The sequence below is a fragment of the Allobosea sp. P4_E12 genome, assembly GCF_056401655.1.
The window spans coordinates 13,657-39,371 of sequence record NZ_JBFUIY010000041.1 but is presented as its reverse complement, the minus strand read 5'-3'; the positions used below and the strand labels follow the sequence as shown (position 1 = coordinate 39,371).

General features: G+C 63.5%; 25 protein-coding genes and 2 pseudogenes. 15 read left to right on the top strand and 12 right to left on the bottom strand.

Annotation, left to right across the window (positions count from 1 at the left end):
* Positions 1-13 precede the first annotated feature (13 nt).
* Both AC1DW9_RS31640 and AC1DW9_RS31635 read left to right on the top strand, forming a co-directional pair.
* A complete protein-coding gene (locus tag AC1DW9_RS31640) occupies positions 14-3,208 on the top strand; it encodes an efflux RND transporter permease subunit (protein ID WP_476776996.1) in 3,195 nt (1,064 codons plus the stop codon).
* A 5-nt stretch (positions 3,209-3,213) separates the two neighbouring features.
* Positions 3,214-3,864 carry a TetR/AcrR family transcriptional regulator gene (locus AC1DW9_RS31635; RefSeq protein ID WP_476776997.1) on the top strand — a complete coding sequence of 217 codons (651 nt, stop codon included), beginning with the start codon at positions 3,214-3,216 and terminating at the stop codon, positions 3,862-3,864.
* 67 nt (positions 3,865-3,931) lie between these two features.
* Here the strand turns inward: AC1DW9_RS31635 and AC1DW9_RS31630 are convergent, their stop codons facing one another.
* The 4 genes and pseudogenes from AC1DW9_RS31630 to AC1DW9_RS31615 form a co-directional block, all read right to left on the bottom strand.
* Positions 3,932-5,209 carry a c-type cytochrome gene (locus AC1DW9_RS31630; RefSeq protein ID WP_476776998.1) on the bottom strand — a complete coding sequence of 426 codons (1,278 nt, stop codon included), beginning with the start codon at positions 5,207-5,209 and terminating at the stop codon, positions 3,932-3,934.
* Between the two features lie 5 nt (positions 5,210-5,214).
* Positions 5,215-5,760, bottom strand: coding sequence for a (2Fe-2S)-binding protein (locus AC1DW9_RS31625; protein WP_476776999.1), 546 nt, complete (start codon positions 5,758-5,760; stop codon positions 5,215-5,217).
* Positions 5,757-8,579, bottom strand: coding sequence for a xanthine dehydrogenase family protein molybdopterin-binding subunit (locus tag AC1DW9_RS31620; RefSeq protein ID WP_476777000.1), 2,823 nt, complete (start codon positions 8,577-8,579; stop codon positions 5,757-5,759). Before AC1DW9_RS31620 ends, AC1DW9_RS31625 begins: the two co-directional genes overlap by 4 nt.
* Before the next feature lie 152 nt (positions 8,580-8,731).
* Positions 8,732-8,883 (bottom strand): annotated as a pseudogene (locus AC1DW9_RS31615) (LysE family translocator); the annotation flags it as partial.
* A 343-nt stretch (positions 8,884-9,226) separates the two neighbouring features.
* Here AC1DW9_RS31615 and AC1DW9_RS31610 point away from each other — a divergent pair.
* Entirely contained in the window at positions 9,227-9,697 is a 471-nt protein-coding gene (locus AC1DW9_RS31610; RefSeq protein ID WP_476855292.1) for a hypothetical protein, read from the top strand.
* Here AC1DW9_RS31610 and AC1DW9_RS31605 read toward each other — a convergent pair.
* Positions 9,628-10,385 (bottom strand): annotated as a pseudogene (locus AC1DW9_RS31605) (IS5 family transposase). The gene AC1DW9_RS31610 and the pseudogene AC1DW9_RS31605 overlap by 70 nt on opposite strands.
* Positions 10,386-10,546: 161 nt before the next feature.
* Here AC1DW9_RS31605 and AC1DW9_RS31600 point away from each other — a divergent pair.
* The 5 genes from AC1DW9_RS31600 to AC1DW9_RS31580 all read left to right on the top strand — a co-directional run bounded on the left by AC1DW9_RS31600 (position 10,547) and on the right by AC1DW9_RS31580 (position 17,327).
* Positions 10,547-11,230, top strand: a complete 684-nt coding sequence (locus tag AC1DW9_RS31600) for a phosphoribosyltransferase-like protein (RefSeq protein ID WP_476777002.1) — start codon at positions 10,547-10,549, stop codon at positions 11,228-11,230.
* A 2-nt stretch (positions 11,231-11,232) separates the two neighbouring features.
* Entirely contained in the window at positions 11,233-13,143 is a 1,911-nt protein-coding gene (locus tag AC1DW9_RS31595) for a hypothetical protein (protein ID WP_476777003.1), read from the top strand.
* A 5-nt stretch (positions 13,144-13,148) separates the two neighbouring features.
* On the top strand, positions 13,149-14,291 hold the full coding sequence (locus AC1DW9_RS31590) for a hypothetical protein (RefSeq protein WP_476777004.1): 1,143 nt from the start codon (positions 13,149-13,151) through the stop codon (positions 14,289-14,291).
* Positions 14,292-14,395: 104 nt separating this feature from the next.
* Positions 14,396-16,264 carry an SIS domain-containing protein gene (locus AC1DW9_RS31585; protein WP_476777005.1) on the top strand — a complete coding sequence of 623 codons (1,869 nt, stop codon included), beginning with the start codon at positions 14,396-14,398 and terminating at the stop codon, positions 16,262-16,264.
* A 34-nt stretch (positions 16,265-16,298) separates the two neighbouring features.
* A complete protein-coding gene (locus AC1DW9_RS31580) occupies positions 16,299-17,327 on the top strand; it encodes a PfkB family carbohydrate kinase (RefSeq protein ID WP_476777006.1) in 1,029 nt (342 codons plus the stop codon).
* Here the strand turns inward: AC1DW9_RS31580 and AC1DW9_RS31575 are convergent.
* Positions 17,263-17,769, bottom strand: a complete 507-nt coding sequence (locus AC1DW9_RS31575; RefSeq protein WP_476777007.1) for an NADAR family protein — start codon at positions 17,767-17,769, stop codon at positions 17,263-17,265. The genes AC1DW9_RS31580 and AC1DW9_RS31575 overlap by 65 nt on opposite strands.
* 45 nt (positions 17,770-17,814) lie before the next feature.
* Here AC1DW9_RS31575 and AC1DW9_RS31570 point away from each other — a divergent pair, with 45 nt between their 5' ends.
* Positions 17,815-18,183: a helix-turn-helix domain-containing protein gene (locus AC1DW9_RS31570; RefSeq protein WP_476777008.1), complete on the top strand. Its 369-nt coding sequence runs from the start codon at positions 17,815-17,817 to the stop codon at positions 18,181-18,183.
* Positions 18,184-18,322: 139 nt separating this feature from the next.
* Here AC1DW9_RS31570 and AC1DW9_RS31565 read toward each other — a convergent pair whose 3' ends face one another.
* Genes AC1DW9_RS31565 through AC1DW9_RS31555 form a run of 3 tightly spaced genes read right to left on the bottom strand, consistent with a single transcriptional unit; the run spans position 18,323 to position 19,460 of the window.
* Entirely contained in the window at positions 18,323-18,631 is a 309-nt protein-coding gene (locus tag AC1DW9_RS31565) for a hypothetical protein (RefSeq protein WP_476777009.1), read from the bottom strand.
* Positions 18,628-19,218, bottom strand: coding sequence for a hypothetical protein (locus AC1DW9_RS31560; protein ID WP_476777010.1), 591 nt, complete (start codon positions 19,216-19,218; stop codon positions 18,628-18,630). The genes AC1DW9_RS31565 and AC1DW9_RS31560 overlap by 4 nt, the downstream gene beginning before the upstream one ends.
* Positions 19,215-19,460 carry a hypothetical protein gene (locus AC1DW9_RS31555; protein ID WP_441488662.1) on the bottom strand — a complete coding sequence of 82 codons (246 nt, stop codon included), beginning with the start codon at positions 19,458-19,460 and terminating at the stop codon, positions 19,215-19,217. Before AC1DW9_RS31555 ends, AC1DW9_RS31560 begins: the two co-directional genes overlap by 4 nt.
* Before the next feature lie 209 nt (positions 19,461-19,669).
* Between AC1DW9_RS31555 and AC1DW9_RS31550 the strand changes: the two genes are divergently transcribed.
* The 6 genes from AC1DW9_RS31550 (at position 19,670) to AC1DW9_RS31525 (ending at position 22,608) form a co-directional block, all read left to right on the top strand.
* Positions 19,670-19,813 carry a hypothetical protein gene (locus AC1DW9_RS31550; RefSeq protein WP_476777011.1) on the top strand — a complete coding sequence of 48 codons (144 nt, stop codon included), beginning with the start codon at positions 19,670-19,672 and terminating at the stop codon, positions 19,811-19,813.
* A 1-nt stretch (position 19,814) separates the two neighbouring features.
* Entirely contained in the window at positions 19,815-20,129 is a 315-nt protein-coding gene (locus AC1DW9_RS31545; RefSeq protein WP_476777012.1) for a hypothetical protein, read from the top strand.
* Between the two features lie 5 nt (positions 20,130-20,134).
* Positions 20,135-20,680, top strand: a complete 546-nt coding sequence (locus tag AC1DW9_RS31540; RefSeq protein ID WP_476777013.1) for a hypothetical protein — start codon at positions 20,135-20,137, stop codon at positions 20,678-20,680.
* A gap of 3 nt (positions 20,681-20,683) precedes the next feature.
* A complete protein-coding gene (locus tag AC1DW9_RS31535; protein WP_476768177.1) occupies positions 20,684-20,860 on the top strand; it encodes a hypothetical protein in 177 nt (58 codons plus the stop codon).
* Positions 20,861-21,065: 205 nt separating this feature from the next.
* Positions 21,066-22,070 (top strand): ABC transporter substrate-binding protein, encoded by a 1,005-nt coding sequence (locus AC1DW9_RS31530; protein WP_476777014.1) that lies wholly within the window; start codon positions 21,066-21,068, stop codon positions 22,068-22,070.
* Between the two features lie 193 nt (positions 22,071-22,263).
* Positions 22,264-22,608: a hypothetical protein gene (locus tag AC1DW9_RS31525; protein ID WP_441488667.1), complete on the top strand. Its 345-nt coding sequence runs from the start codon at positions 22,264-22,266 to the stop codon at positions 22,606-22,608.
* A 50-nt stretch (positions 22,609-22,658) separates the two neighbouring features.
* Here the strand turns inward: AC1DW9_RS31525 and AC1DW9_RS31520 are convergent, their stop codons facing one another.
* The 3 genes from AC1DW9_RS31520 to AC1DW9_RS31510 form a co-directional block, all read right to left on the bottom strand.
* Complete coding sequence (locus AC1DW9_RS31520) at positions 22,659-23,648, bottom strand: succinylglutamate desuccinylase/aspartoacylase family protein (RefSeq protein WP_476777015.1); 990 nt, start codon at positions 23,646-23,648, stop codon at positions 22,659-22,661.
* 104 nt (positions 23,649-23,752) lie between these two features.
* Positions 23,753-24,736, bottom strand: coding sequence for an ABC transporter ATP-binding protein (locus tag AC1DW9_RS31515; protein ID WP_476777016.1), 984 nt, complete (start codon positions 24,734-24,736; stop codon positions 23,753-23,755).
* Entirely contained in the window at positions 24,729-25,709 is a 981-nt protein-coding gene (locus tag AC1DW9_RS31510) for an ABC transporter ATP-binding protein (RefSeq protein WP_476777021.1), read from the bottom strand. The genes AC1DW9_RS31515 and AC1DW9_RS31510 overlap by 8 nt, the downstream gene beginning before the upstream one ends.
* Positions 25,710-25,715: the final 6 nt, after the last annotated feature.

Sequence of the window (25,715 nt, the reverse complement as noted above, 5' to 3'; positions counted from 1 at the left end):
GGCCCAGGACGCCATGAAAGAATTCAACCTTTCGCGCTGGGCTGTCGAGCACCGCGCCCTCGTCCTCTTCCTGATCATCGTGATCGCGATAGCGGGAACGTTGTCTTTCATGCGGCTCGGACGTTCGGAGGATCCGAACTTCACGATCAAGGACGCCGTGCTGACGGCGGTGTGGCCAGGCGCCACGGCGCGCGAGATGCAGGACCAGGTCGCCGACCCCATCGAGAAGAAGCTCCAGGAGCTGGCCTATTTCGACAAGGTGCAGACCTATGTGAAGCCGTCCTTTGCGGCCATGCAGATCTCGTTCAAGGACAGCACTCCGCCGGCCGAGGTCGCGGGCCTGTTCTATCAACTCCGCAAGAAGATGGACGATGTCCGGCCCTCCCTGCCGGCGGGCGTGATCGGCCCGAATGTCAATGACGAGTACGGCGATGTCGACTCGATCCTCACGATGCTGACGGGAGACGGCGCAGACTACGCTCAGCTCAAGAAGGTCGCCGATGCCTTGCGGCAACGGCTGCTCCGGGTTCCCGGCGTCGCGAAGGTGAACATCTACGGCGTCCAGCCGGAGCGCATCTATGTCGAGTTCAGCCATGCCAAGCTGGCGACGCTCGGCGTGGCGCCGCAGGCGCTCTTCGACTCGCTGGCCCGCCAGAACGACGTGACGCCCGCCGGGACCGTCGAGACGAACGCGCAACGCATTCCGCTTCGCGTCACCGGAGCGCTCGACGGCGTCAAGGCGGTGGCCGAAACGCCGGTCGATGCAGGAGGACGCACCTTCCGGCTCGGCGATATCGCAACCGTGACGCGCGGCTTCGTCGACCCACCGAGCTTTCTTGTCCGCCAACGCGGCGAACCCGCGCTCGGCGTGGGCGTCGTGATGGCGCGCGGCGCCAATATCCTGAGTTTCGGCAAGGACGTGGCCGCCGCGACGCGCGCGTTCCAGTTGGACGTGCCGCAGGGGGTCAAGTTCGAGCAGATTGCCGACCAGCCCGAGATCGTCGCGGAGTCGATCTTCGAGTTCGAGCGCTCCTTCGTCGAAGCGCTCGCCATCGTGCTCGGCGTTTCCTTCCTGTCGCTCGGCTGGCGCACGGGGATCGTGGTCGCGCTTTCGGTGCCGCTGGTGCTCGCAGCCACCTTCGTCGTGATGTACATGCTCGGCATGGACCTGCACCGGATCACGCTCGGTGCGCTGATCATCGCGCTCGGGCTGCTGGTCGACGATGCCATCATCGCGGTCGAGATGATGGTGGTGAAGATGGAGCAGGGCTACGACCGCATCCAGGCCGCAGCCTTTGCCTGGCGATCGACCGCCTTCCCGATGCTGACCGGCACCGCCGTCACCGTCGCGGGTTTCCTGCCCGTCGGCTTCGCGAAGTCGGGTGCGGGCGAGTATGCCGGCGGCATCTTCTGGGTCGTCGGGATCGCGCTCGCCCTGTCCTGGATCGTGGCGGTGGTCTTCACGCCTTATCTCGGGGTCCTGCTGCTGCCGTCGTCGCTGTCCAAGGGCGGCGCACATGGAGACCCTGGCGCGATCTACGATACCCGCCTGTATCGCGCCCTGCGCCGGGCGATCCAGACCTGCGTGCGTTGGCGGCTGACGACTGTCGTCGTCACGGTCGGCATCTTCGCTGCTGCTGTCGTCGGGTTCGGCTTCGTCCAGCAGCAATTCTTCCCGTTATCGGAGCGCAAGGAGCTGTTTCTCCAGCTCCGCCTTCCCGAGGGCTCGTCGATCGGAGCCACGTCCGGCGTCGTCGCCGAGGCCGAAAGGCTGATCGGCCAGAGCGATCCCGACATCCAGACCTTCACGGCCTATGTCGGCCAAGGCTCCCCGCGGTTCTGGCTGGGCCTGAATCCGACGCTGCCGAACGAGGCCTTCGCCGAGATCGTGATCCTGACGAAGTCGATCGAGGGCAGAGAGCGCGTCAAGTCGCGCCTCGATGCCGCGATCGGCGCTGGCGCCTTGACCCAGGCGCGCGCGCGCGTCGACCGCTTCTCCTTCGGACCGCCCGTCGGCTTTCCCGTCCAGTTCCGCGTGATCGGCCCGGACCCGATGAAGGTGCGCGAGATCTCCTACCAGGTCCGCGACGCCGTTCGCACCAACAGGAACGCGGTCAACCCGCATCTGGACTGGAACGAGATGTCGCCCTCGGTGAGGCTGGTGGTCGATCAGGAGCGGGCTCGCGCTCTTGGGCTGAACGTGCAGGATGTCTCGCAGACGCTGCAGACCCTTGTCTCCGGGGCGACCGTCACGACCGTTCGCGACGGCGTCGAGCAAGTCGCCGTGGTCGCGCGGGCCGGCGAAAGCGAAAGGCTGGATCTCGGCCATGTCGGCGACCTGACCATCGTCGCCCGCAACGGCGTCGCCGTTCCGCTGTCCCAGGTGGCAAGGCTCGATTATGTCCATGAGGATCCGATCCTGCGGCGGCGCAACCGCGACACCGTCATCACCGTGCGCGCCGACGTGGTGGACGGTGTCCAGCCGCCGGATGTGACGGCGCAGATCCTGCCGCGGCTGCAGTCGATCAAGAATGGCCTGGAGCCGGGCTATCGCATCGAGACAGGAGGCGCAGTCGAGGAATCGGAGAAGGCGAACGCCGCGTTGTTCGTGCTCTTCCCCATCATGTTTCTCGCGATGCTGACCCTGTTGATGATCCAGCTGCAGAACTTCTCCCGCCTGGCCCTGGTCTTCATGACGGCGCCGCTTGGCCTGATCGGGACATCGGCAGGTCTCAATCTCGCCCACCAGCCCTTTGGCTTCACCGCGCTGCTGGGGCTGATCGCACTCGCCGGCATGATCATGCGCAATACGCTCATCCTCGTCGACCAGATCGAGAGCGATGTCGCATCGGGCTCGCACAGCCGGCGCGAGGCCATCGTCGACGCGACGGTCAGGCGGGCGCGGCCGGTAGTGCTGACGGCGCTTGCGGCGATCCTCGCCATGATCCCGCTGTCGTCGAGCGCATTCTGGAGCCCGATGGCCGTCACCATCATGGGCGGGCTCTTCGTCGCGACCTTTCTCACGATCCTGTTCTTGCCGGCGCTCTACGCGCTATGGTTCCGCAAGTCGCTGGATGAGCGTGGCGCGCCGGCGGGGCCGGAGCCAGTCACGCTTGTGCCGAGCTTCGCGACCTCGGTTGCCCACCAGATCATCGGACCGGAATCGTATCCGGCTCGACGATCGAACCTCACGACTGTCTTGGAGTAGCCTTGGTGACACATCCATCGCGTTACACGGCGCGCGTGACTGCCCAGAGCGAGAATGCGAGCCGGCGGCAGGACGGCATCGAGCCGCTGCAGGAGATTCTCGCGGTCGCCCGGCGGCTGTTCACGACCATTGGCTACCAGAAGACCACGGTCGCCGAGATCGCGGCCGAACTCGGTAAGAGCCCGGCACATGTCTACCGCTTCTTTGACAGCAAAAGGGCCATCAACGAGGCCGTGGCCGAGCTTCTGCTGGGTCAGATCGGCGACGAGCTCGCGGTGATCGCCGCCGGACAATCGTCCCCTCCCGAGCGTCTTGCCGCCTTCCTGCTTGCGCTCTCGGAGCTCAGCGAGCGTCATTTCATGACCAATAGCCGCGTGAACGACATGGTCGAGGACGCGATGGCTGAAAGCTGGGGCGTCTGTCTTCGCTACATCCAGCGCGTCGAAGGCCTGATCAGGACAATCGTCGAGGACGGCCAGTCTTCAGGCGATTTCAGCGTCGAGGATGCGGCAGCCGGGGCAGCCTGTGTGAAGACGACCATGGTCTGCTTCATGCACCCGACGATGATGGCGCTGAGCGCGGAGCATGCGAGGCCCGAGATCGAACAGGTCATCGCCTATGCATTGCGGGGGCTCGGGGCCAAGCCCCGGCGCTGAGGAACGAAGCCCGCGCCGACCTGAGTGCCCAGTTCGTCGCCCGCAGATTGCGCAGACGGCTGGCCGATCAGCGCAGCCGCCGGATCTCTTCCACCGTCACGGTCGGCTTCTGGCCGCCCCAGTTCGCCCGCAGCCAGTTGGAGAGGTCGGCGACCTCCTGGTCGCTGAGCTGCGCGGCAAAGCCCGGCATGGGCTGCATCCGCTCGAGCCCGGGGAAGCGCTGGGCCGGGATGCCGGTCAGGATGACCCGGTTCAGGTTGCGCGCATCCGCTAGGCGCAGCGAGGCGTTGGTCGCCAGCGGCACCACGACATGCGGGATGCCCTGCCCCTCGACGCCATGGCAGCTGGCGCAGACGGCGAGATAGGTGGCGCGGGCCGATGCTGCGGTCTCGGCCGGAACGGCAACCGGCTGAGGCGGCACTGGGGGCGTCGCGCGCTCCGGCAGTGTGTCGAGGTCGAACAGATAGGCCGACATCGCCGCCAGATCGTCGGGGCTCAGATATTGCGTCGAGAAATGCACGACCTCGAACATCTGGTTGGTCATGGCGCCCTGCGCCGAGATGCCGGATTTCATGAAGTTTGCGAAGACCAGAGGATCGAAACCCATGCGCGTCAGCCCGGCCTTGGTGATGTCGGGCGCGACGATACCTTCCAGCTCCGAGCCCTGGAGATAGGCGCTCTCCTTCATGCCCATCGTCAGGTTGCGCGGCGTATGGCATTCGCCGCAATGGGCGAGCGCGTCGGTCAGATAGCGGCCGCGGTTCCAGGCCTCCGAACGCCCGGCCACCTCCGTCCCGGTGTCGCTCGACAGGTTGACGAGGTTCCAGAAGGTCAGCCCTTGCCGGATATTCATGGGAAACGGCAGGTGGTTGGCGCGGTTTGCCACCTTCATCGGCTCGCGGCTCATCAGGAAGGCGTAGACCGCGTCGACATCCCCAGCCGTCAGCTTGCGATAGGAGGCATAGGGCATCGCCGGATAGAGATGGCCTTGCTTGCCGACGCCGTCGCGCACCGCGCGGTGGAACTCGGCGCGCGTCCAGGCGCCGATGCCGTGCTCCTTGTCGGGCGAGATATTGGTCGAGTAGATCGTCCCGAACGGCGTCTCGAAGGGCAGCCCGCCGGCCCAGGGCGCGCCGCCCTTGGTGACATGGCAGGCATAGCAATCGGCGGCGACGGCGACATAGGCCCCGCGCTTGACGAGCCCCTTCATCTGCTCCGCCGTCAGCGGCTGCTCGATATCCCGGGAAACGACGCTGCGCTCCAACAGGCCGAGGAAGACGGCTCCCGCCGCGAGCGCACCGATGAAGGCGACCGTCAGCACGGCCAGAAGCAGCTTCCTCGCCATGCGCGCTACGCCTTCACCAAGCCGGGTGTCCTGAGGACGAGATCGCGCACCGCCTCGAAATAGCGGACATAGCCGGTGCAGCGGCAGATATGCCGGTCGAGCGCCTCGCCGATCACCTGTTCCAGCGCCTCGCGCCGGACCGGGTTGCGCTTCAACTGGTCGAGCAGCACCGTCGCACCGGTGACGAAGCCGGGGGTGCAGTAGCCGCATTGGAAGGAGAAATGCTCGATGAAGGCCTGCTGGACCGGTGAGAGCTGTGTAATCGCGCCAGTGGCGTCGCGCCTGGCCTGGCCCTCCACCGTCCTCACCTTGCGGCCAGTGAACCAGTGGGCGCCGGTGATGCAGGTGCGCATCTCCTCGAGCGAGCCGTCGCCCTTCTCGACGATCACGGTGCAGGCATGGCAGATGCCCTGGCCGCAGCCCATGCGCGAGCCGGTCAGGTTGAGATACTCGTAGAGGAAATCCTGCATCATCATCGTCTCCGGCACGTCGATGGGACCGACGGCCTCGTCGTTGATGGTCAGGGAGAGCGTGCGGGTCGCGATGATCATGCCAGCGCCTCTCGGATTTTCTCGGGCGTGATCGGCAGGCTGTAGAAGCGCTTGCCGATGGCGTGGGCGACCGCATTCACGATCGCCGGCACGACCGCGATCATCACCACCTCGGCCATGCCCTTGGGCGGGTCGGTCTCCGACAGCGGCGGCAGGATTTCGGCCGTCTGCGACCAGACCGCGACATCCCTGGATGTCGGCAGCTCGTAGCGGTTCCAGTTCCAGGTGCCGTTGCCGGGCCCGTCCTCATAGAGCGGCAGATATTCCTTCAGGGCGTGGCCGATGCCCATCGCGAGCCCGCCCTGGATCTGGCCGGAGACCAGCTCGGGCACGATCTGGTTGCCGCATTCGAGGATGGAGTGATGCGACAGCAGGCTGACCTCGCCGCTGCCGGTGTCGACGGTGATCTCGGCGAGCGTCGCCATCGGCGCGTAATAGGTGACGCCGGCATTGTTGCGCTGCACCGGCGGATAGGAGACCGAGGCCCGGTCGACGAAGTGCCAGCCTGCTTCCGTCATCAGGGCCTTGCGCTCGGCCGGCGCGCCCTCGCCGTATTGGACCGCCAGCGCATCGATGGCGAAGCGGCGGCGCCCGGCACCCGGCAGTTCGAACTCCGCCTCGGCCCATTGCCAGCGGTTGAAGCTGTGCACGGTGACGCCGGTGACGAGGCCGAGCCGGTGCGCCTCCGCCGCGACCTCGGCAAAGGACAAAGGCTGCATGGCGGCCGCGTTGATCGTGCCGCGGACGATGCGCAGATCCTCGCGGCGGACCGCCTCCGGCGCCAGTTGGCCGCCGCCGATGCCGCGCGACCAGAGCGAGCGCGCGGCGGGCCAGAGCGCGAGGTCGACAAGCGCGCGGGCGGCCTCGCGCGTCGCATGGCCGAGATAGTAGACGCTGTTGGAGGCGCTCATCGGCGAGGTGAAACTCGGCGTCCAGCGCGGGTTCACTATACGCCGGTCTTCCTCCTCCTGGGAGAGCGTATAGGGCTCGTCGCTGGTCTCGAGCGGCATCTGCGGCCAGCGCACCTTGCCGAATTCGGTCTCGTCGGGTTGCCGGCCGAGGATGCCGGCGGCCATCACCGCCTGCGAGGTCGTGGCGCCCGTGCCGATCTCGTGCGCGACATGCGAGAGCTTAAGGCGGCCGCCCGGATCGAATGCGAGCGCGCAGAGCGCCGCTTCGGCGCCGGTGCCGTAATCCTTGTGCACATGGCCGTAGCCGACGCCGTATTTCTTGCCGGGATTGGCGGCCTCGAAGGCGGCCTTGCGCTGCTGCCGCCCGGCCCAGAGCGGGTGCTTTTCCGCCCGCGCCAGGATCTCGTCATGACGCAGCGCGCCTGAGGGAATCGCGCCCTGCGAGTTCTTCATGCCCGATTTCAGCGCGTTGCGCCGCCGGAACTCCATGGCATCGAGGCCGAGCGCTTCTGCCGCTTCGTCGACCATCATCTCGGTCGCCGCCATGGTCTGCAAGGTGCCGTAGCCGCGCATCGAGCCGGCATCGACGGCGCGCGACGACAGGATCGCCGCGGAGAAATCGCTCTTCGGCAGGTAATAGATCGACTGCGCCGCCGTGGCACCGACCGTGCCGACCGAGACCGAAAAATTCTCGCGCCCGCCGCCATCATTGCGATAGCGCCCGGTCATCGCCCGGAACTTCCCCGTCTTGCGATCGATGACCATGACCTTGTCCATCTGGAAGGCATGGCGCTTCAGCGCGGTCTGGAACTGCTCGTAGCGGTCATTGGCGAGCCGCACCGGCCGGCCCTCGGCGTACAGGCCGGCGAGCACGCAGTAGAACGGGAAGATCGCGTGGTCCTTGGTGCCGTAGCCGACGGTGTAGCCGATCTTGAGATCGATGCTCTTCAGCGGAAAGCTCGACTTCGACACCATATGAGCCGCCATCTCAGCGACCTCGTGCGGCGATTGCGTGGCGATCAGGGCATGCAGGATACCGGCCGAACGCTCGTACCAGACATTGCCATTATCGGCCTCCATGGCCGAGGCATCGGCCGACTGGCTGGTAAAGCTGCGCCGCAGCACCAGCACGTCGTCACCGGCATTGGCGATCTCGTGCTCGATCTCGGCCGCTGCGGCCATGCCGCGAGCCATGGCGTCCCCGTCTCCGGCGGCGGGCCATTGCGGCTCCTCGCCCTTGAAGCCGGTGCGGATCGTCGTGTCCTTCAGCGCGGAATAGCGGTCCTCGGCCTCCGGGCTGCCGCCGTCGATCCGGACATAGCGCGCCGCGCCATAGGGGCCGGGCGTGCTGGACGGGCCCTCCGAGCCGTAGCGCACGACTTTGTCGTTGAAGCGCAGCCTGCGCTTGGCCGCGTCATAGCGGGCAAAATCGTGATAGATCAGCAGCGCGACCGGCTGGCCGAGCAGGCGTGCGGTCTGGCCCTTGGGGACGAAGAAGACATCGCCGTAGAAGCCGGGCGCCGGGATCGCGACGCCGTCGGCGACGAGGTCCTCGTGCAGCACCAGCCGATCCGGCCGGAGGTCTTCGCCGAGCAGGCTGAGATCGACGCTGTCGAAGACGCGGTCGACCCGCGTCGCATGGAGCATGAAGGCATGCGCCTGCTGCTTCGGCCAGCCTTCGAGGTCGCGGGCCCGGTAATCGCGCGTAAAAGTCTTGCCGCCGGTGACCTTGGCGATGGCGTCGAGCCGGTATTTCGGCTTGCCGCCGGGGCCAAGCCAATCGGCTCCGGGATGCGGCGGCGTCTCGATCAGCTCCGCCCGGGTGGCGGAAGGCAGAAGCGACACCGTGATGGCGACGCCGGCCACTGCGGCCTGGAGGACGGTTCTGCGGGAAAGACCTGTCTTCACGCCGACACCCCGCTCGCTAACGAGCCGACTCTGCTCTCCCGCCGATATTATGGGCACAGGGCGGGCGCGTATATCGATATTCGAATTGGTCTGGTTTCAGGGATGGGGAGTGTTTCGCTGATCAGGAGTCGTAGGGCTGCGATCTCGCGCGCGGTGCCGAGCGCGATGCCGGCATAGGTCAGGAACCCGGCGCTCCGCCCTGGCTGGTGCTGCTCGACGTAATCAGCAGCAAGTCGGGGCCGGGCGTGGCGGTGAGCACCAGGAAAGCGCCGACAAAGAGCATGAGAGTGGTGGGATCCGGCATCGCGATGCCCTTCAAAGGCCGGAAGTCCCGCCTATCAGGATTCGCTGATGGGGCAAGGCGCCCTGCCCGATACGGCCGACCCAGTGGCAGATCGAACGGGCGCACAGCGTTTCCGGGCCTATCGTAAGCGCGCTCATTAGTACGCTCACGGCGACACGCGTCGCGCACTATGGCGCATGGCGGCGTGCAGACCTCCATCCAGGCAAGACAATACGTTGCTGGTTGAAAATCGAGCGAATACCGTATCAAAATAGAATCAATACAACACGGATCGCACGTAAAGCGCGCAAGGCCGCTAATCGGCCTGAAGCACACGACTTCGGGGGAAGCGGTGAACGAGAGGATGGCTTTGGGTCTCATCATGAGACTCATGAAGTGGGATGACAGCCGCGCCACCCGTGAGTTTGAGTGGCTCAAACTGATGGCAGCCGTAAAGTACGACGGCTATGCGGATTTCAGGTCCGGCGTGAGATTCCTTGAAAATCTAATCACGTGGATCAAACAGTTCGATGATCCCGACAGGCCCGCAGCTTACCAGTTCATCCGTCGGCGGCTGATCTATGTCTCGCCTGCTGAGATGCTGCAGTTGGTCGAGTCGTTTTTCCCCGAGGTTGTGGCTCCGCAGCTACGCGAAGCAGTTGCAGCCAAGATGAATATTCCCGCCTACGAGGCGTGGGCGACGTCGGAAGCTCTGGTCGAATACGAGATTGCGAAGCGGAAGACTCTTCTAGAGCGGATCGACATTCAGCGTAGCCATATCATTGCTGCGGCGAGGTGGACGAAGCCTGTGAAGTGGATGGTTCTGCGGTCGTAGCGTGTGGCGAAGCGGCGGAAGTGCTTGAGGCGATTGAAGCATCGCTCGATCCGGTTGCGGTGTTTGTAGATCTCGCCGTCGTGAGGGATGAAGACCTTGCGGTTGCGCTTGGACGGGATCACCGCCTGTGCCTTCATTGCGGCAATCTGGTTGCGCAAATCGTTGCTGTCATAGGCTTTGTCGGCCAGCACCGCATCGGCTTCCTGACCTGCGAGGAGATCGGGAGCGGCTGTGATGTCGCTGGCCTGGCCGGGCGTGATGCGCAACCGCAAGGGCCGACCGAGCCTGTCGGCGAGCATGTGGACCTTGGTGGTCAGTCCCCCTCTGGAACGCCCCAGCGCCTGGTCCTTGGCCCCCCTTTTCCCGCCGCCGCTTGCTGATGGGCGCGCACGATGGTGCTGTCGAGCATCAGATATTGGTTATCACGGTCGGCGGTCAGCGCGTTGAACACCGCCTCCCACACCCCGGTATGGCACCAGCGACTGAAACGCCGATGCACCGTCTTCCACTTGCCATAGCGTTCGGGCAGGTCACACCAGTGGGCACCAGAGCGCAGAACCCACAGACAACCGTTCACAAACAGGCGGTTATCCGAGCCCGTCCGACCTGGATCGCTCGTCTTGCCGGGCAGCAAGGGCGCAATCCGCAGCCATTGCGCCTCATTCAGCTCGTAGCGCTTGATCCCCATCATTGGCTCCGCGTCTCAACACGGAACCCCATGAATCAGACATCGCGCCAGTTGTGAATCCTGAATGTCGATCCGCCCTAGTCGGAATGAGTGACGGAAGCAGAATCGATCTCCTCCGCCGGGCCAATCCAAAGACCCTGAGTACCGAGCAGATCCTACCGATGATGAATATTGATGGCCAAAAATGGAAGGATCTAGGGGAGGACCTCCGCAAACATCTCACGGCTATCGAAAAACAACACAACGTCGATGCAAAGCCTTACCTGTTCGATCGCGTGTATTTGATTGACGATTTTACGGCATCCGGAACCACGTTTATCCGAAAACCACTTAATGATGAACATAAGGCTGTGTGGAAGGGCAAACTCGAGAAATTTAACACACTAATCAACAAAGCACGCCTCGCCCAGGAAGTCGATTTTCCGCTCGTGGAAGAGTATGACCTACATATCCACCATTACATCTCCAGCGACCAAGCTCACCATACTCTCGAAGAACGAATAAAAACTGCCGCCGCCTCTATGCCTGAACTCTCGTTCGGAAAGATAACCGTCGCAGAAAGCCTACGATTACCTACAGACGCGAAATTAGATACGATCGGAGATCGGGCGATATTGGAAATTTGCGACAGGTATTATGACCACAACTTATTCGTAAAGCTGGAGAAGCACTGCCGGGAAGCGGGCATGACCCATATTCGCCATGGCTATGCCGACTGTGCGCTACCGGTCGTGCTCGACCATAACACGCCAAACAACAGCATCACGTTGCTGTGGGCGAAGACCGAAGGTAAGGGCGCGCATCAGATGGAGCCACTCTTCGCTCGGCGCGATCGGCACGGTTGAACATGAGCAACCCCTTCCTCCGGCGTGCCACCGAATTTTTCCGTGACGACACGGCTTTCCTCTCGATCGTAACTCCTGTCCCGCTGGTCTCGTTCTTCCGAAAGCCGAATGAGCAGGGCACGCTTCTTGATCTTCCCGTACTGGTGACTGGGAGCCCTGGCAGCGGCAAGACCACGATCGCGACGCTTCTCGAATTCCGGCTAATGGAGCAGATCCTCAAGGATCCCGACAACAGAACCAATAAGGATCTTGCCCAGGCTATCAACGAGTGCAATTTCGCAAAGGACGGAAAGCCGGCGATCGTGGCTGTCCGGCTTCCGATGGAATCGGGTTATCGCGATTTTTGGGAATTACCGTACGACAATTCGGTCAAGACGCGATTGGTGCTTTCGCTCATTCAAGCACGCGCGATCCTAGCAATCTTCCGAAATCTCACAGCCACGGGGCAGCGTCAGCCGTCTGATATCACGTTCATTATGAGGCCCGACGCCGAAGCGGCCGTCGAGGAGATCGGAGGCACTGACCCTGAGAAGATCCGCGCGCGGGCGCGCGACATGGAGCGCGCGATCTACGCCATCGGCGCGAGCCTCGTACCGCCACCGCTAAGTAAAATCGACAGCATCGGACAATCTCCCTATCGGCCCTTCGACGTCATCCAGGAAATTGAAGTCGACTGGGGAGAGAACGATCCGATCCGTCTGCGGCCACTCGTCATCCTGGACGACGCCCACGTGCTCCAAGGGGAGCAGATGGAGTTGATATTTCGTGAACTAGCACGCCGCGAAATCAAGGTCGCGCGGTGGGTAATGATGCGGCTCGATACGCTCAACCCCAAGTTTGTCTTTCGAACCGAGGCCGATCCACTGCCTGGTCTCAAGGTGGGGCGCGACTACGAAGAAGTCGCAATGCAGATGCGAAATCGGGATGCCGAGCGTGTCAACTTCCGACGAATGGCGATCGATATGGCCAATCGTTATCTGCCTCATCATCGTATGTTGAATGAGAAGGGCATCGCTCGCTTCGGAGACTTGTTGCCCGAGGAACCAGTAGGCCTCACCAGCGGTCAGACCGCTGAACTGCGGCGGCTGGTTGAAAGCGATCAGCGCAAGCTTTCCATCACCGCGTCTCGTCGCAAGCTGATCGACGCTTCCGTCGACGAATATGCTGAAGCATCGCGGTCTACGGACATTCGGGAGGATATGAAGCTCGCAATGGTTCGTATCCTCATGCATCGGTATGCCAATCGGACGCCTCAGCGCTCTCTCGATATTTTCGGCGAAGAGGATCCCGATCCAAATGTACCGCTGAAGCCAAACTCCGGTGTAGCCGACGGCGCGCGGGCTCATCTTCACACCATATTCGGCCGCGCCAGGCATTTTGGCATTGATGCGCTATGTGATGCCAGCGACGAGAACGCAGAGCTGTTTCTCCAAATGGCGGGCAATCTCGTGTCCCGGATGGAGACCTTGATGATCCGCCGGAAATCTCCGGTGCTGCAGCCTCAAATGCAACAGGAAGAGCTCAGCCGAAAGGCTATAGAGATCGTGGATCGATGGACCTTTCCCCTCTCCGGGAAGGCAACGCTTCTGGTAGAAGCCCTGGCGAAGGAGTGTGCGGAAGAGACCGCGAAGCCAAACGCCAGATTGGGTGGTGGCGCAAACGCCATCGGCATACCGCAGACCGAAATGACTGCGATTCTGGAATCCGGAAGGGAGATCGCCTCCGTACTGAAGTATGCCGTGGCATACGGCGCATTGAAGCAGCCAATCATTGATTATAGCCAGGGCGGAAAGCTCTGGTGCTTGCTTGAGCTCTCCGGTCCGATTTGTCTCAAGCACAGTCTCACGATGAAGCGGGGAGGCTTCCTCGAGCGACGAATCGATCACCTCATTCGCATCATTGAGCAGGCGTGAGGTGCATGGTGACACTCCGCTGGGACCGCTGCCTCGTGCATATGGACGAAAAGGCGAAGGCCTTTTCCGAGACCTATTTTGCGAGTGAGGAGAAGAGAGCGCTCATTGTGCTGGGCGCAGGATTTGACCCGAGATCAGTAACGATCGCGTTCATGCTCGCCAGAGTGATGGGACAGCGCCTTGCAGCCTTGGTCATCCGCGAGGAGCGAGGCGCCGATCAAAATGCGGATCTCAGGCAACACGCTGACGACAACGAGAAAAAAATCCGAGCCTTGATTCCAGACACCATCGTTTCGGAGGTGCAGATTTTTGCCGATGACGGAGCCGTGATTGCGGGCCAACGAATGGTCGCCTGTCTTGAGGCTCAGGCATTCGACGGCGCGCTCAGCGATGTCATTCTCGATACGAGTGCCATGTCCATAGGCGTCGCCTTCCCTGCTGCACGCTACATCCTCGAAAAATGCAAAGAGCGCGGTTCGGCCCTCAACTTTCACCTGATGATCGCCTCGAACCCGGAACTCGACGCTAACATCCATGGAGAACCGTCAGACAGGACCAGCATCGTCAAAGGATATAATGGCAACTTCGGTCAAACCGGCGATGACGAGGTCGCATCGCTCTGGTTGCCTCAACTCAGCCATAGAAATGGAACGGCTCTAGCAAAACTGCGCAGCGAGCAAGACTACTACAAGATCTGCCCCGTACTGCCGTTTCCATCGCGCAATCCGCGGCAAGCTGACGATCTCATGAGTGAATATGTCACCGAGCTCCTCGAAGGATGGTCGGTCGCCCCCCGGGATATCATCTATACGTCTGAACGGAACCCTGTCGATCTCTATCGCACGCTGTCGGTGCTGAAAGAGCGGTTCGAACGCACCGTAAATGGCCACTACACCTCCCAGATCGTGGTCTCCCCGCTTGGCAGCAAGGTCATGGCCGCCGGTGCCATGATGGCGGCACTGGAACATGAACTGACCGTCAAGTATGTCGAAGCGCTCAGATATGACTTTGCTCCCCCGAAGGCTGAAGTGACCAACGCGCCCGACCTCCTCGTTCATGTTTGGCTGCATGGCTATGTTTATGACGGCGTTGCTCCCACCAACAACGCGACCACGGCAACGGCGCCAGCCCCGACGGACCAGTCGTGACGCCCGAATCAAGCCGAGATAGCGCTTGCGCTTCTGCCTTCTCGACCAAGCTGGACGAGCTCCCCGAAACGATTCGCCGCATTGGCGCTGTTGAGCCGAGCACCTTGACCGACGCCCTTCGGAAGGGAGGCAACCGCCTGACTTATTCGATCGGGTCGGGGGGTTCGGCGGTAGCGTGTGAGTTTCTCGCACGGTGCCGCAATACGCTCGGATACGCGTTCACGGTTGTCATCACGCCGGAAGCTTTCGCGCTCGACCTGAGCGGCCTGTTCGAAGACGACGTCTGGATTTTCAGCGCCGGCGGGCGCAACGCCGACGCCCAGGCAGCCCTTACCAGCGCGATTGCGCGAAAAGCCAAGGCGATCCACATCGTCACCAGCAACGCCGGCTCTGAGCTCGCCACTCAGGCCGCGGAACACCATGCCGTCATGATCCACGTGGTCGATGTTTGTGGTCAGAAGGATGGCTTCCTCGCTACTCACTCCCTCGTCGGAGCTCTCGCCGCGATCCACATCGCCGCGGACCGTGCCTCTCCGTATCCTCGCGGACAGGAGGCTATCGAAGAGCTTGTCGCTCTGGCTGACCTCAAATTCTCGCACGGCGCTCGGTCGGAGATCAGGAATGCCTTCTCCGAGTTCGGCGCCGAGGACTGCCTAATTCTCCTTGCCGATCCCCGACTACGAGCTGCGGCGACACTGCTGGATACGTCCTTGTGGGAAGCAGCGATTTGCCCCGTACAAACGACGGACTTCCGGAATTTCGCACATGGTCGGCACGTCTGGCCCGCGCGTCGAAGCGAGCACACCTTCGTCATCAGCCTCGCAGGAGCGGAGAGCCGGGCAAGCTGGGCGAACCTGCTTGAGAACCTGCCTCCCATTCGTTTCGCGAGTCTCGACTATCAGGACTGCGGCCGGTTCCAAACGCTGCGAGCGGTGTTTGACGGATTCGGTATCGTCGAAGCTCTCGGACAGCGTATCGGCGTTGACCCCGCGAAACCCGGCCCCGGCCCGACTGCCGCGAACATCTATGACGCAAGGACGCTCCTTCACACTGTCCAGCACCGCACGGCCCCCGTGGCGCACAAGCAGATCGAGCAATATCGCCGAGACGACCCCAGCGGGCATGCGAATGACTGGGTAGTCCTCGCCGGCCGATTTCAGAGCCAACTGGCCAGCGTCGACTACTGGGCGCTCGTGCTCGATTTCGATGGAACAATTATCCCGGCAAGCGATCCTTTCGCATGCCCGGATCCAGAGATCGTCGAGGAGCTGATCAGACTGCTTGACCACGGGCTCACGCTCGCGATCGCAACTGGTCGGGGCGGCTCGCTTGGCAGCGCGCTTCGCGCCGTCCTGCCCTCCCGGTACTGGGAGGGCATTCTCGTTGGCTACTACAACGGCTCCTATCTCAAGCCGCTCAGCGCCGATATCGACGAGGATCTGCCCGCGTTGCATCCCGCCATCGATCAAATCCATGGTCTTCTGGCCAGGCGAGCTGGTCTCTTTCACGCCTTCAAGCCAAAGAACAGCCGCGTGCAGTTGAGCATTCAGCAGGTGGACCTGGTCGAGCCACAAGCCTTCATTCGCGAGTTTCAGCAGACTCGACTTGGCGGCAGCGACGAGCTTCGCCTTGTCGACACAGGCCGTACGTTCGACATCGTCCTTTCATCAGCCTGCAAAACGCGCGTGCTCGAAGGGCTGATGAAGGCGACGGGAAAAGCGGAACGTTCAATCCTGTGCATCGGCGATAGCGGGGGGCGATCCGGAAACGATCACGTCTTGCTCGGCCACGCATTCGGCGTGAGTGTGGGCCATGTCTGCGATCGCCCCGAGGCTTGCTGGTCACTGTTTGGAACCGACCTGTCTGGTCCCGATGCGCTGCGCCGAATTCTACTGTCGTTAAGAGGCGATGTGAGAGGCTATGTTCGCCTCAATCTTGAGAAATTGACTGATAGCCAAATGCTGAAGAAATGAGTACAAAAGAGGAACACTCGACGGAGGGGCGGTCATGCTGAACCGCGCACATGACGTGACCGGAACGGGATTTGTCGTGCTCGACCGCATCTACGCGGATGGCAGGCCGGCAGTGGAAGCGCTTGGGGGGTCCTGCGGCAACGTCCTCATTTCGCTGGCGATGCTGTCGGTGAAGGTCGCCCCGATCCTAGCGCTTGGAAATGATGACATCGGCCACAGGATGGTATCGCAGTTTGCCGACGCGGGTGCCTGCACGAAGTACATCCGGACGCGCGATGAGCACGCCTCGCCCGTTCTTGCGCAGATTCTCGACACCGCATTGGGCCAGCACTCGTTCAGCTTTATCTGCCCCGATACAGATAGGCCGCTGCCGCGCTACCAGCCCATCGATGACGACGACGTAGCCCCGGCAAGGGAGGCGCTGCAATCGTCCTGCGTATTTTACGTCGACCGTATCTCTCGTCCGATTGTAGAGGCGATGGAGTGTGCGGCCAACGCTGGGTCATTGGTCTATTTTGAGCCCTCCTCCGTCGGCGATCGTGACCTGTTCGCGCGAGCTGTTTCGGCGGCCTCAATCCTAAAATTCTCGTCCGATTGCCTTCACGGCGAGATGGAGGGTATCGCGATTGCGGATGACAAGGTGTCGATCGTGACGCACGGCGCACGGGGATTGGAAATCCGCAAAGGGCATCACAGCTTTTTTAGTAATGCCTTCGCTGCGCCGCAGGTTGTCGATACATGCGGCTCAGGCGACATGGTCAGCGTCGGCGTCATCGATCACATCGTCTCAACGAGGTCCGCGTGGGCAGAGCTCGCTGTCGATATTCTCATGGATGGCGTGCGCGCAGGCCAGAGATTAGCTGCGGCCAACTGCGCATACGCCGGCGCGAGAGGCCTGTTTGGTCATCACGGAGCAGTCATGGCCCGTTCGATAATGAACGGCAGCGCAGGAACCGACTGGTACCGTCAGCTGGATCTCTTTCCAGCGTTGGCAGAAGCTACTCGGCAGCAACGAGATAGGGCGTTGCCGGCTCATCGCGTTCGCACCGCAGCTGCAATCTGAGCTCCATCAGCATCACGCCCAGAGTATTCTGACCGACGCCATTTACCTCGCCCCACAGGCGGTTGACGGCATTATCGACAGTTGCGCTCTCCACAAGCCTAGCGTCGCCCGTTGAGAGCAATATCTCCTGCAAGTCGGCGTGCTGCGTAAATTTGGCGAGAAGAACACCTCGCATCCGGTCGAACTTGATTTGCGACCAACCCGGTGTGATGTCCCAGTAATACAATCCGTGCGCAGCCATTGCGAGCAGCGCCGGTGATGGCGCGCCCATCAGCCAGGCTTTGACCTCCGGCTTTCGCGCTTTACCCGCCTGGTAGGCGTGCTCGGCCGTCGCAAAGACCTGATCCTCGAAGACAATCGAACGCCGATACAGGTTGCTGAAGCAGCCGTACTGCTTGTCGCTTGCGCGATAGAAGCGAACTTCATCAGGACCGTTCAACATGAGAGACCCTTGCTGATTTGCACGATTTATGTCATGTAAATTTGCATGAAACTCGGTAAGAAATCAAGCGCCACCTTGGCAAAATCCCTCGAAAAGCAGCGAGCAATTGCCGAAATGAGCTATGCCGAGCTTGGCAGGGTAGCAAAGGTCGACTCTAGCCAGGTCAGCCGGATTTGCCGCGGCGAGTTCACAACGCTGACTGGAAACGTCCTGCAAATTTGCAGCGTACTAGGCGTAGACCCAGGTTCCCTGGAACCACCAACCGCCCGACAACCGACTATAGGTGAGAAAGAGAAGCTCGCGCGAGCAGCAGCACAAAGCGTGCTCACGCTGTGGGATCGGACGCCCAATGGAGCTCGACGTGTCGCCAAGTTTCTAGAGGACATTGTAATCCTCGCTGCAAAGCGAGAATGATCGGATCCGTCGCTACGACCTTTCATCGGCGCAACTGCGGCATTTCCCCGCGCCTTGTCGTAACCGAGAACAGATCGAGCGAAGTCGGGCCGGGCTGGACCGTCCCGCGGCAGTGCGAGTTTGCGCCCACATCTCCTCCCTAACTCAGCCCCGCGCACCCCGGATCAAACGCCCCCACCACCGCCCTGATCTCCAGCATCCTCGCCATTGCCGGCGGCTTCTTCAGCCTGCCGCTCACATCGTCGCCGACGGTTCCGCAGACCGGCAGGATGCTGATCTCGTCGTCCATGGCGATTGCGGTGAGGCCGAAGCTGTAATCGGGGAAGCGCGCCTTGAGATGAGCGAGCAGGCGTGGCTTGGCGGCTCCGAATTCCGCCTCCCGGCCGAGCGGCGGGAAAATGACGAACTGCGTGGTATGCTCGAGCCCGTCGCTCCAATGGCGGTTCATGCGCTCCTCCTGACGGTCGGCACGAGGGTGATGGTCTTGCCGAGCCTGCCGCGCTCGCGGCAGGAGCAGGAGAGCCGGTTGTCGGGGCGCATCAGGATGCGCGCCCCCTGCCCGATCACCTCCTGGATTGCGCCCGGCCAGATCCGCTTCGTGCGCCTGTAATCCTCGCGTGGGATGCCCGGCAACGCCGCCACTGCCGTTCTGGTCTCCAGCAGCCGCGCCATTGCCGTCGGCGTCTTCAGCCGTCTGCTGACAGCCTCGCCCACGAGACTGACGCTGTTTCGGATGCGCTCACGGAGGGCGTTTCGCGCCTCGCCGGACAGGCCGAGCGCCTCGGGCACGAAGCCCCGGAAGAACGGCGCGAACGCGGCGGGGGTCTGATCAATCGGCGGGATGCTGCAGGATTGCCGAAGCATATGCTGCGGCATATGCCGGGGCACATGCTGTGGCATGGCCGGGGCATGCCTCCGGCAGATGCTGCAGGTATGCCAATCACAATCACAATCACATATAAAAACAGGATCTGACGATCCTGTTGCAGGGCGCGCCAGGGCGCCGCCGACCATGTTCCGATCTGGGATGGTCATGCGCTCCTCCTGAAGATCGGCACGAGGGTGATGTTCTTGCCGAGGCCGCCGCGCTCGCGGCAGACCGAGCAGGACAGCCGGTTGTGCAGGCCCATCAGGGTGCGCGTCCCCTGCCCGATCACCTCCTGGATCGCGCCCGGCCACATCCGCTTCGTGCGCCCGCAATCCTCGCATTGGATGTCCAGCGACGCGACGTAAGACAGTTCGGGCCGCTCACCACTTCCCGAATAGGCCAGGCTCATCACAAATCCCTTTCGTTCCTGTTTCGTTCTCATTTAAGCCAGAGGGAGGAGGACAAGTCGAGTCGGTTTCGACGGCTCGCCTCCGGCGAGAACTGATAACTTTAATTATTGACAAAGCGATAATTTAAGTTATGAATCCAGCATCGAACGGAGAGGCGCGCCGCCACAGGCCGGCAGCGCCCTCCCCGGAGGAGAGCGCGATGATGGGCATGAGCGAGACCAGTTTCGTCAGCACGGCAGGCGATCGCGAGACCATCCGGCGGAGCGGGGAGCGCGCTGGCGCTGCCGGACGGCTGGCAGCTCCTGCCTCCCCGCGCTGCGCCGGGCACGCCGCCACGCTGGTTGGGGCCTGAGATGGCCCGCAGCTTCCCCATCAGCATCGAGACGCTGGAACTCGGCCATGACGACCGGTCGGAGGGGTTTTACGAGCTGGTGGTCGCGACCGATGCGGAGGCCAGCTTCTTCGATCTCCAGGCAATGACCAGCGACGGCAAGACGGTGCGCTCGCAGGACTGGCGCTGGGGCATGGCGCAGGAATGGATCGCGATCCAGGCCCTGCGAAAATTCAGCCAGCTGCATGAGGCGATGATCGAGGCGACGAGCCCCGACGCCCGCGCCGCGGCTTACGCCGATTTCACCCGCGCCCGGCGCCTCGAGGCCGCGGAGTGAGCGCCATGGCCGTGACGAGCCTTTCCAAACCCATCCCTTCCGAGGATTCGCAGATGACACCGATCGCCATCAGGGAGGCCCTGCGCATGATCGCGGGGGAAGCCGGGCCGGCGGCCTGGGCCGATCTCTCGGTCAGCACCGAGCACCCGGATGAATCGGCGGTGCGCGGCGTGCTCTACCCCCAGGGCATCGCGGCCGGCCACTGCATCCATGGCCGTGGGCCAGGTTTTGCTGAGGCGCTGGAGGATCTCCGCAGCAACTGGGCGCAGGCCCGCGCGCTCGCGGACAAAAACAGCATCCGCCGGATGGCGCTCGCGATCATCGAGATCACCGGCGACCAGGGCGAATGCGCTGATGCGGCGCTCCGCGGCGCCGGCTTCGACCAAAAACAGATCGAGCGCCTTGGCGCGCTGGCCTGCTCGGAAGCGACCCGGCTCGCCGCCGGCGGGCCGTTCCGGATCATCACGATCACGAGCGCGAACGCGCAGGCCGCCGGCCGGCCCGCGCCGTTGCGCGCCGATATCCCCCACGACCTGCCGCTGGGAGGCTGACCGATGGCACCGACCATCCTGGAATATCTGATCGCCGCGCTGGTCGCCCTGATCCTCCTGGGGGCGCTATTGATGCTGTTCATCCGCGTGCTGTTCTGGAAGCCGATCCCAGACGAGGATTGGTCGCAGCACAGCGACGAGCGACGGTTCGACCAGCGCTATCGCGACGCGGGCGAATGATCCCGCGACGCGCAGAGCGCAATCCGCCTGGCCCTTGCCTCCTGCCGCTGCCTCAGTGCCCGGCAGAGCTTGCTACCCAATGGCGCATCGATGCGTATGATGGGGAGCCGCTCCTGTACGACATATCCTTCGACGAGAGGCCTTCTTCTGCTCAAGGCTGAGACCTTGCCGGGCGCGGCGCCGGTGGGTCGCTGTGGAGTGACCGATGAAGCCAAACTGGCGTCTCGCCTTCAGCCCCGTCCTCCTGGCCGGCCTTGTTCTGGTGGTCGGCCTCGTTCTTCCCGGCAATTCCGCCCATGCGCAAACGGCGGGCAAGCCCGCCCGGATCGGCTGGATTTCCCTGTTTCCGCTGGCTCAGGTCGAGAGCTATCTTGGCGCCTTCCGAAGCGGCCTCGCGGCCGAAGGCTATATCGAGGGCCGGAACATCGAAGTCCTCGCGCACTCGGCCGACGGGAATCCGGAACGGCTGTCGGCCGTCGTCGACGAGCTCATCGGCCTCAGGCCCGATGTGATCATCGCTCAAGGCACGGCCATTTTCGGCCTGCGAGGGCTGACCGAGATCCCCGTCGTCTATGGCTTCAGCGGCGACCCCGTCGCGGCTGAACTCACCGACAGCCTGGCCCGCCCAAGCCGGAACCTGACGGGCGTCAGCTTCATGGCGATCGAGTTGAACGAGAAGCGGCTCGATCTCCTGCGGATGGCCGCGCCACAGGCCAAAAGGGTCGTCCTGATGGGCGACCCCGTCCATCCCGGCGCCGCGCTCGAAATCGCCGCGTCTCAAGCCATGGCACGCCAGCTCGGGATGGAGCTTCGGTGGGTTCCGACGCGCAATGTCCAGGAGGTCGGCGACCTGCTTGCAAGCCTCGCCGGGCATCCGCCGGACGCGCTCGTGGTGCTGCCTGACAGCGTCATGCTGCAGAGCCAGAAGCAGATTGCCGCGTTCGCCTCGGCGCACCGGATCCCGGCCCTATCCGGCTGGAGCACGTTTGCCCGCAGTGGCGGGCTCCTGACCTTCGGTCCTCGCCTCGAGGAGAGCTTCAAGAGGCTGGCCTATTATGCCGCTCGCATCCTCAAGGGAGCCAAGCCCTCCGAGCTGCCGGTTGAACGATCCTCCGAGTTCGAACTCGTGCTCAACCTCAGGACGGCAAGGCAGATCGGTCTGATCATACCCGATGCCCTGATCGCCCTGGCCGACGAAATCATCGACTGATCTCGCAGCGAGGCTGCCACGCAGGTGAGGCCGACCCGAAGCGGGCACGTGCCGATGCGCGTGGCAAGACTGCAACGCCTCCGGAACGGATCAAGGGCCGCGTCGTATATCCCCTGAAGCCGCTTTGAAAATCGACAGTTGCACCGGACTATGCTGAGCTTGTCGCTGTCGGGTCGCGGGGGCTTGAGTCGCCATGAGAAGTCAGGCCTTGCTCGCGCTGGCGCTGGGGGCCGCCCTGTCGGGCTGCGCCAATTCCGTGCTGATCGATATTCCCGACGGCATCAATGCCCCGACCGGGCCGATCAAGTACTCGGTCGAGAAACTCGGCCTCTACAGCCATCTCCTGAAGATCCACACCAAGCGCGAATTCGACGAGCCGCGCGCCTCGGTGGTGCTGCGCATGGATTCCTTCGCGAACCGCTATGCGTCGACGATCTGTCCATACGGTTTCGACTTCAACGACAATTCCGATCCGCCGGGCGGCCTGACCGACCGCCTGCTGCAGACCCAGAAGACCTATTCCTTCACCTGCTTCTGAGGCGGAGCGGAGGGCGGCTGCCCCCCTGCCCCGCGGACAGGGCCCGCTGCTCAGAGCGTTCTCGTGCTCTTCACCCCGAAATAGCAGATGCCTTCGCCGGGCTTGGCCGTCGTGCTCGGGAAGATGATGTAGCCGTCCTCCGGCGCCGTCACGGCCTCGCCATTGGCGCGGCGCGCGATCACCTGGCCCTTGGCGAGCGCGTCGCCGGTCTTCCAGTCGCCCTCGACCTTGTCGCCCTCGGCTTCGCAGATGATCACCTGCGTGATGTGGATGACGGTCCGGCCCGCGGTCGCCGGCGCCGGGGCATCGATCAGGCCGAGATGGGCGAGCGCGTTCAGGATCGCGGCATAGCCGATCTCGATCGAAGCCGGGTCGTCATGCGAGCCGCATTCGAGCGTCACGCCATAGCCGCCGGCAAAGCGCATATATTCGGTCGTGCCATAGCCCTCGGTGACCGAGAGGCGCGGCAGGTTCAATTCCTCGCGCGCCGCGATCAGCCTGGCGTAATTGTCGAGCCAGCCATGGATCACCACCGGCACGCCGAGGCAGGCGGCAAAGGCGCCTTCGGCCTGCGCCTGGCGGAAGGGCTCCAGCTCTCCCCGGTTATCCTCTGGTCCGAAGAAGACGAAGGGCTCGCCCTCGCCCCGGAAGGAATGGACGTCGAGCAGGACCTCATGCTGGCGCAGCAGCGCGCAGATGTGGTTGCCGATCCGGTCCTCGTAATTCGCCGGCAGCGGCTTCTCGCGCATGTCGCGGTTGAGGTTGCGGTCGCCTTCGCGGGTCTTCAGGCGGTAGGCCTTGGGATTGGCGATCGGCAGGAAGGTGACCTCGCCACGGCGAATGACCAGCTTGCCGGAGCGGCACTCCTCGATGACGCGGCGGATGGCGTTGGGGCCGCAGGTCTCGTTGCCATGGACGGCGCCGAGCACGATCAGCTTTGGGCCGGCGTTGAGGCCGGTGAAACGGATGCTCTCGAGCGGCCCGTCATCGAGGCCCGCAGTCGCCTGAGGCGCGGAATGGTTCGGCATGGGTTTCGCCATGGTTCTTATGTCCTTCGGATGATCAACGATGCCGTCGCGGTTGTTTGCATCGGCTTTGTCCCGAAAACCGCAATCCACTTTTCGGGCCGATGCTTTAGGGCCGCTCAGACGAGTTCTGCGGCCCTGATGCAGCGGACCTCATGCCCGCCTCCGATCGAGGCCAGAGGCGGCGTCGGCTGGGCGCGGCAGCCCTCCCGCATTTCGGGGCAGCGCGGGTGGAAGCGGCAGCCGGAGGGCGGCTCCAGCGGGTTCGGCACCTCGCCCGACATTTTTACCGCCAGCCCGTGGTTGAACGGATCGGGGATCGCGGCGATCAGCGCGCGGGTATAGGGGTGGCGCGGCTCAGTGAAGATCGTGTGCCAGTCGCCGGTCTCGACGATCCGGCCGAGATACATCACCGCGACGCGGTCGCTCATATGCTCGACGACCCCGAGATCATGGCTGATCATGATGTAGGAGAGCGAGAGCGTGTCCTTGAGCTCGAGCAGCAGGTTGATGATCTGCGCCCGGATCGAGACGTCGAGCGCCGAGACCGGCTCGTCCAGCACCACGATCTTCGGCTTCAGGATCAGTGCGCGGGCGATGCCGATGCGCTGGCGCTGGCCGCCGGAGAATTCATGCGGATAGCGCTCGGCCTGCTCCGCCCGCAGGCCGACATGGCGCATGATCTCGGCGATGCGGTCGTCGACCTCGCTCTTCGTCGTGACGCCATGCATGCGCAGCGGCGTTTCCAGCGTCCGCCGCACCGACTGGCGCGGGTTCAGCGAGGAATACGGGTCCTGGAACACCATCTGCGCGATGCGGGCGCGGGCCTTGCGGTCGACGCCGGGCGCGGCGATGTCCTGCCCGTCGAGAATGACGCGGCCACGCGTCGGCGCCTGCAGGCCGAGGATCGAGAGCGCCAGCGTCGATTTTCCGCAGCCGGATTCCCCGACGAGCCCGAGGCACTCGCCCTTGCGCAGCACGAGATCGACACCGTCGACGGCATGGACCGTGCGGCGCTTGCCGCCGAACAGCCCGCCGCCGAGATCGAACTTCACCTCGAGGTCCTCAACCTTGAGGATGGTCTGGTCGCCCGTGTCACTCATGATGATGGCACCTCACCAGGCCGTCATGCGGCAGCGGGGTCTCTCCGGGATCCTGCGCCACGCAGATCTCGGTCCTGGCATAGCAGCGCGGGTTGAAGCGGCACCCGTCTGGGAAGGCCGTCACCGCCGGCACGACGCCGGTGATCTCCTTGAGCTTGTGGCGGCCATGGCGGGCGCGCGCGCCCAGCAACGGCAGCGAGGCGACGAGGCCCTTGGTATAGGGGTGGCTCGGCGTCCGGAAAACCTCCTGGGCCGGGCGCTGCTCGACGAGGCGGCCGGCATACATCACGCCGACGCGGGCGCACATATTGGCGATCAGGCCGAGATCATGGCTGATCATCAGAACCGCCGTGCCCTGCGCCGCCGAGAGGTCGCGGATCAGATCGAGGATCTCGGCCTGGACGGTGACGTCGAGCGCCGTCGTCGGCTCGTCGGCCAGGAGCAGGTCCGGCCGGCAGGCCAGCGCGATCGCGATCATCACGCGCTGGCGCATGCCGCCCGAAAGCTGGTGCGGAAAATCCTTGACGCGCCGGTCCGGCGCCGGGACGCGGACATTGGCGAGCGCCTCGACCGCCTTGCGCTCGGCCTCGTGCCAGGTCGCGCCCTTGTGCAGCACGAACATCTCGGCGATCTGGCGGCCGACCGGCGAGAGCGGGTTCAGCGCCGTCATCGGTTCCTGGAAGATCATCGAGATGGCGTTGCCGCGCAGCTTGCGCATCTCGCCCGCCGAGAGGTTCTGGATCTCGCGGCCCTTGAAGCGGATTGTGCCGCCGCCGATCGCGAGCGGATGCCTGAGCAGGCCGATCAGCGAGAGCGCGGTGATGCTCTTGCCGCAGCCGGACTCGCCGACGAGGCCGAGCGTCTCGCCGCGGCCGATGGTGAAGGAGACATCCTTCACCGCCGGGAAGCGCCTCGCACCGACGATCAGGTCGAGCCGCAGGTTCTCGACTTCGAGAAGCGCCTCGCCACTCATGCCCGT

What these genes read in the sequence shown, in the direction of transcription:
- AC1DW9_RS31640 (WP_476776996.1), top strand. Translation starts at nt 14, where the DNA reads ATGAAAGAATTCAACCTTTCGCGCTGGGCTGTCGAGCACCGCGCCCTC.
- AC1DW9_RS31630 (WP_476776998.1), bottom strand. Translation starts at nt 5,209, where the DNA reads ATGGCGAGGAAGCTGCTTCTGGCCGTGCTGACGGTCGCCTTCATCGGT.
- AC1DW9_RS31625 (WP_476776999.1), bottom strand. Translation starts at nt 5,760, where the DNA reads ATGATCATCGCGACCCGCACGCTCTCCCTGACCATCAACGACGAGGCC.
- AC1DW9_RS31610 (WP_476855292.1), top strand. Translation starts at nt 9,227, where the DNA reads ATGGCTTTGGGTCTCATCATGAGACTCATGAAGTGGGATGACAGCCGC.
- AC1DW9_RS31600 (WP_476777002.1), top strand. Translation starts at nt 10,547, where the DNA reads ATGATGAATATTGATGGCCAAAAATGGAAGGATCTAGGGGAGGACCTC.
- AC1DW9_RS31595 (WP_476777003.1), top strand. Translation starts at nt 11,233, where the DNA reads ATGAGCAACCCCTTCCTCCGGCGTGCCACCGAATTTTTCCGTGACGAC.
- AC1DW9_RS31590 (WP_476777004.1), top strand. Translation starts at nt 13,149, where the DNA reads ATGGTGACACTCCGCTGGGACCGCTGCCTCGTGCATATGGACGAAAAG.
- AC1DW9_RS31580 (WP_476777006.1), top strand. Translation starts at nt 16,299, where the DNA reads ATGCTGAACCGCGCACATGACGTGACCGGAACGGGATTTGTCGTGCTC.
- AC1DW9_RS31575 (WP_476777007.1), bottom strand. Translation starts at nt 17,769, where the DNA reads ATGTTGAACGGTCCTGATGAAGTTCGCTTCTATCGCGCAAGCGACAAG.
- AC1DW9_RS31570 (WP_476777008.1), top strand. Translation starts at nt 17,815, where the DNA reads ATGAAACTCGGTAAGAAATCAAGCGCCACCTTGGCAAAATCCCTCGAA.
- AC1DW9_RS31565 (WP_476777009.1), bottom strand. Translation starts at nt 18,631, where the DNA reads ATGAACCGCCATTGGAGCGACGGGCTCGAGCATACCACGCAGTTCGTC.
- AC1DW9_RS31560 (WP_476777010.1), bottom strand. Translation starts at nt 19,218, where the DNA reads ATGACCATCCCAGATCGGAACATGGTCGGCGGCGCCCTGGCGCGCCCT.
- AC1DW9_RS31555 (WP_441488662.1), bottom strand. Translation starts at nt 19,460, where the DNA reads ATGAGCCTGGCCTATTCGGGAAGTGGTGAGCGGCCCGAACTGTCTTAC.
- AC1DW9_RS31550 (WP_476777011.1), top strand. Translation starts at nt 19,670, where the DNA reads ATGAGCGAGACCAGTTTCGTCAGCACGGCAGGCGATCGCGAGACCATC.
- AC1DW9_RS31545 (WP_476777012.1), top strand. Translation starts at nt 19,815, where the DNA reads ATGGCCCGCAGCTTCCCCATCAGCATCGAGACGCTGGAACTCGGCCAT.
- AC1DW9_RS31540 (WP_476777013.1), top strand. Translation starts at nt 20,135, where the DNA reads ATGGCCGTGACGAGCCTTTCCAAACCCATCCCTTCCGAGGATTCGCAG.
- AC1DW9_RS31535 (WP_476768177.1), top strand. Translation starts at nt 20,684, where the DNA reads ATGGCACCGACCATCCTGGAATATCTGATCGCCGCGCTGGTCGCCCTG.
- AC1DW9_RS31530 (WP_476777014.1), top strand. Translation starts at nt 21,066, where the DNA reads ATGAAGCCAAACTGGCGTCTCGCCTTCAGCCCCGTCCTCCTGGCCGGC.
- AC1DW9_RS31525 (WP_441488667.1), top strand. Translation starts at nt 22,264, where the DNA reads ATGAGAAGTCAGGCCTTGCTCGCGCTGGCGCTGGGGGCCGCCCTGTCG.
- AC1DW9_RS31520 (WP_476777015.1), bottom strand. Translation starts at nt 23,648, where the DNA reads ATGGCGAAACCCATGCCGAACCATTCCGCGCCTCAGGCGACTGCGGGC.
- AC1DW9_RS31515 (WP_476777016.1), bottom strand. Translation starts at nt 24,736, where the DNA reads ATGAGTGACACGGGCGACCAGACCATCCTCAAGGTTGAGGACCTCGAG.
- AC1DW9_RS31510 (WP_476777021.1), bottom strand. Translation starts at nt 25,709, where the DNA reads ATGAGTGGCGAGGCGCTTCTCGAAGTCGAGAACCTGCGGCTCGACCTG.